This is a genomic window from Sulfitobacter sp. HI0129 (assembly GCF_001635395.1).
Taxonomy (GTDB): Bacteria; Pseudomonadota; Alphaproteobacteria; order Rhodobacterales; family Rhodobacteraceae; genus Sulfitobacter.
In genome coordinates, this window is sequence record NZ_LWGH01000263.1 from 1 (window position 1) to 4,439 (window position 4,439).

General features: G+C 66.2%; 3 protein-coding genes and 1 pseudogene. All 4 read right to left on the reverse strand.

What is annotated here, in order from left to right:
- Nucleotides 1–1,856, reverse strand: a 1,856-nt coding sequence (gene ftsH / locus A3764_RS05265; protein WP_067951288.1) for an ATP-dependent zinc metalloprotease FtsH, incomplete at its 3' end; no start/stop codon positions are given.
- A gap of 76 nt (nt 1,857–1,932) precedes the next feature.
- Nucleotides 1,933–3,189 (reverse strand): annotated as a pseudogene (gene tilS, locus A3764_RS05270) (tRNA lysidine(34) synthetase TilS).
- A 4-nt stretch (nt 3,190–3,193) separates the two neighbouring features.
- A complete protein-coding gene (gene ybgF, locus A3764_RS05275; protein ID WP_067927930.1) occupies nt 3,194–4,039 on the reverse strand; it encodes a tol-pal system protein YbgF in 846 nt (281 codons plus the stop codon).
- A gap of 10 nt (nt 4,040–4,049) precedes the next feature.
- On the reverse strand, nt 4,050–4,439 hold a 390-nt coding region (gene pal, locus A3764_RS05280; protein WP_067951290.1), incomplete at its 5' end, for a peptidoglycan-associated lipoprotein Pal.

The window sequence follows — 4,439 nt, forward strand, 5'->3', positions numbered from 1 at the left end:
TTGGGGATCGCCGTGACGCTGGGCGCGCTGCCCTGATCGGGGGTGTCGTCGCCCGGGTCTTCGGTGGGCGGCAGCCCGTCCATCACGCGCTTGATCTCGTCGCCGGTCAGCGTTTCGTACTCCAGCAGGCCCTGTGCCAGCCGCTCGAACTCCACCTCTTTCTCGGTGATGATCTTCATGGCGTGGTCATAGCCGTCCTGAATGAACTTCTGGACTTCCTTTTCCACCAGCTCCTTGGTGTTCGCGGAAACGGAGAACCCGGCGGTATTGCCCTGATAGCCTTCGGCGGCTTCCGAATAGTCGATGTTGCCGACCTGATCGGACATGCCCCAGCGCAGCACCATGGCCCGTGCCAGCGCGCTCGCCTGCTGGATATCGCCCGCCGGACCGTTAGAGACGGAGTCGGGGCCGTATTTGAAGATCTCGGCCGCCTTGCCCGCCATGGTCATGGCCAGACGTTGGTGGCATTCATCCTTGAACATGTTGAGACGGTCCATTTCCGGCAGGCTCATCACCATGCCGAGCGCACCGCCACGGGGAATGATCGTCGCCTTGTAGACCGGATCGCACTTGGGCAGGGTCATCCCCACCAGCGCATGACCGGCCTCGTGATAGGCGGTCATTTCCTTCTGCTCGGCGGTCATCACCATGCTGCGGCGCTCAGGCCCCATCATGACCTTGTCCTTGGCCTGTTCGAAATCGATCATCGTGACAAAACGGCGACCCACCCGGGCGGCCATCAGCGCCGCCTCGTTCACGAGGTTGGCAAGGTCCGCGCCCGAGAAGCCGGGCGTGCCGCGTGCGATGATGCGCAGATCGACGTCAGGGCCGAGCGGCGTCTTGCGGGCATGCACGCCGAGGATTTTCTCGCGGCCCTTGATGTCGGGGTTGGGCACGGTGACCTGCCGGTCGAAACGACCGGGCCGCAGCAGCGCAGGGTCCAGCACGTCGCGGCGGTTGGTGGCCGCGAGGATGATGACACCTTCGTTGGCTTCAAACCCGTCCATTTCCACCAGAAGTTGGTTCAGCGTCTGTTCGCGTTCGTCGTTGCCCCCGCCATAGCCGGCACCCCGGTGGCGGCCCACGGCGTCGATCTCGTCGATGAAGACGATACAGGGCGCGTTCTTCTTGGCCTGTTCAAACATGTCACGCACGCGGGACGCACCCACACCCACGAACATCTCGACGAAGTCGGAGCCCGAGATAGTGAAGAAGGGCACGCCCGCCTCACCCGCGATGGCACGGGCCAGCAGCGTCTTACCGGTACCCGGAGGGCCCACCAGCAGCGCGCCCTTGGGGATCTTGCCCCCGAGGCGGGAGAATTTCTGCGGGTTGCGCAGGAACTCGACGATCTCTTCAAGCTCTTCCTTGGCCTCGTCGATGCCCGCGACATCGTCAAAGGTAACGCGACCATGCTTTTCCGTCAGCATCTTGGCCTTGGACTTGCCAAAGCCCATGGCCCCGCCTTTTCCGCCACCCTGCATGCGGTTCATGAAATAGATCCACACACCGATCAGCAGCAGCACCGGCAGCAGCGACATCAGGAAGGTCTGGAAACCGGACTGGGCCTGCTGTTCGGCCCGGAAGGGCACGTCATTCGCGGTGAGCAGGTTGGTGGTTTCGGCGTCCTCTGGCTTGATGGTGATGTAATCGCTGCCGTCGGACCGGCGGAAGCGCACTTGCTCCCCGTCGAGCGTGACGTTCTGTACGTCACCGCCTTCGACCGCGGCCACAAATTCCGAATAGCTGATTTCGCGGCTTTGCATCGTGCTGCCACCGCCGCTGAACAGGTTGAACAACGCGAGGATCAACAGCAGCAGGACGACCCAGAATGCCAGATTCCGAACATTTCCCAAGGAAACTCTCCTATTTGATGGGGTCTTGCCGAAGCGTCATGACCACGCGCCTAAGATAGGGATCATGCGGGCAGGTTCAATGCGATAATAGTGCGGCAAAAAAGGCATCTTCGCCGCCGTCGATTTCCGCGTGCCACTGTCCGGGGCGGTTTGCGAAGGGCGCGGCCACCACTTCCTCGGCCCGCCACACGGCCGGGGAGGACAGCAAAACCTCCCTCGGGCGGCCGGATTTGCGCCATTCGGGGCATTGATGCAACCCCTCCGGGCCCAGTGCCGCCACGCGGAGCGGGCCCATGCCGCCGCCCCCGCTGGCGTGCAGCCGCCACCGCGAATCCCATAGCCCGTCCGGCGTGCCGCGCTGGCGTTCGACGGCGGCAAATTCACGAAACACCCAGATCTGCCCACCGATCACGCGGATCTGGCAGCCGTCCACCGTGCAGGGGCGGCCCTGCGACACGGCCTCCAGCACGCGGGCCACGCTGGCGCGGCGCGGCGGATAGTCCGCACCGCCGACCCAGCCAAGCGCGGCCACCATGAGGCGGCGTTGAATTTCATCGGGCTGGGTGCGCAGGCGGCGTTCGCAGATCACGACGGAACCCGCGTCCAGATGCACCAGTTCGCGCGCGGCCAGATAGGTCTGCCAGCCAAGCGCCTGCCGGGCCTTGCGCATATGGCCCGCGACCTCGCCCAGAACGTCGCGGCCGATACCCAGTTCCGCCAGCGTATCCAGCGCCTTGCGGATGCGGATGCGGTCAAAGGCCGGATCCTCGTTGCCCGGATCATCGACCCAGTCGATGCCCCTTTCGCGCAGGTAGCCGCGCAACTCCGCGCGGTGGATGCCCAGCAGCGGGCGCAGCCATTCGATACCCGCGCGCACGGAATGGGGCGCCATGGCTGACAGCCCGTCCACGCCGGAGCGCCGGGCAAGCCGCATCACGAAAGTCTCTGCCTGATCGTCCGCCGTATGACCCAGGGCAATCGCCCCGATGTCGTGGCGCGCGGCCCGGGATGCGCGCTACCGGCTCATGGCGGATTGGGCCGCGGCCTGCAGGTTGCCGGAGCCGTCCCAATCGGCCCATTGCAGGGTGTCATGCGGAACCCCCAGCGCCGCGCAGCAGGCGGCGACCCCGGTGGCTTCCTCGGCGGAGCCTGCGCGCAGGCCATGATCCACGGTGACCGCGCGCAGCGACAGGCCGCGCGTGTCGGCCATGTCATGCAACAGGTGCAGCAGTGCCATGGAATCGCCGCCGCCCGATACCGCGATGCCCAGAGCCGCGGGCGGCAGCGGGCCGAGACTGGCGGCAATCCGATCCGTCAGGGCCGCGCCGGCCACGGGATCAGGGACAGTTCAGCGCCTGACGCGCCGCTTCAGCATCGCTGACCGCGACATTGCCGGGAAACCGCAGTGAAACCTCGGCCAGTGTCACGCAGGCTTCGGAGGTCTGACCCAGATCCCCCAGCGCCGCGCCGAGCCGGTAGAGCGCTTCGGGCGCGATCGGCCCTTCGGGTGCTGCGCTGAAACTGTCGAGATAGGCCCGCGCCGCTTCGCGCGTGTCACCGAGCGCATCCAGCGCCTCGCCCCGGCGCAGGTCCGCCTCTGGCGCTAGCGGTCCGCCCGGATAGGTCTCATTGAAGGTCGCAAACTGGTCCGCGGCGGCGCGAAAGTCACCGGAGGCGAGCACCCCCTGGGCCCGCTCGAAATCGGCCCTTTCGGAAACGGCCAGTTCCGATTCGACCGTGGGCGTGGTCGGCCCGGTCGCGGGTGCGGGCGCAGGCGCGGGCACCGCGACGGCGGGCAATTCGCCCCCGCCCAGCGTGCTGGTCTGACCCAGCGCACCCACGTCGCCGCCTTCGAGTTCCACGAGGCGGAATTCCAGATCGCCGATCCGGTTGGTGCCATCGGCCACGACCTGATTGATCCGGTTTTCAAGTTCTTCGGTCTTCGCGGTGAGCCGCTGCAACTCGCTTTCCATCGCGTTGACCCGTTCCAGCACCGAACCGCCCGTCACCGCCACCGACGCGCCGCCGGTGGTGGAAAGTTCGCGGCGCAGCTTCTGTACCTCGGTGTTCAGCACAACGAGTTCCTGGCGCACGTCCGCCAGCGTCTGCGCGTCCTGCGCATGAAGTGGCGCGGTCAGTGTCAGGGCCATGACGGCGGCAGCGATGAAACGACAGCTTTTCATAAGGGGCATCCTAGCTGGTCAGACCGCCGGCGAGAACCGTGACGGCGCGGCGGTTCTTGGCATAGCAGGCTTCCGCCGAGCAGACCTCGATCGGGCGTTCCTTGCCGTAGCTCACGACCTCGAGCCGGTGGGCGGCGACACCCTTGGAGATGAGGTATTCGCGCACGGCGTTGGCGCGCCGCGCCCCCAGCGCCACGTTGTATTCGCGTGTGCCCTGCTCATCGGCGTGGCCTTCGATCACGGCCTGATAATCCATGTTCTGCATCAGCCAGCCCACCTGACCGTCCAGCGTGGCGCGGCCCACGGGGGTGAGGTTGGATTGATCGACCTCGAACAGCACCCGGTCGCCGATGGCCTGCTGGAAATAGGCGGGGGATGCCGGGTCGTTGGCGCTGCCGGG

Coding starts and splice junctions, on each gene's coding strand:
- ybgF (WP_067927930.1), bottom strand. CDS start 4,039: ATGAAAAGCTGTCGTTTCATCGCTGCCGCCGTCATGGCCCTGACACTG.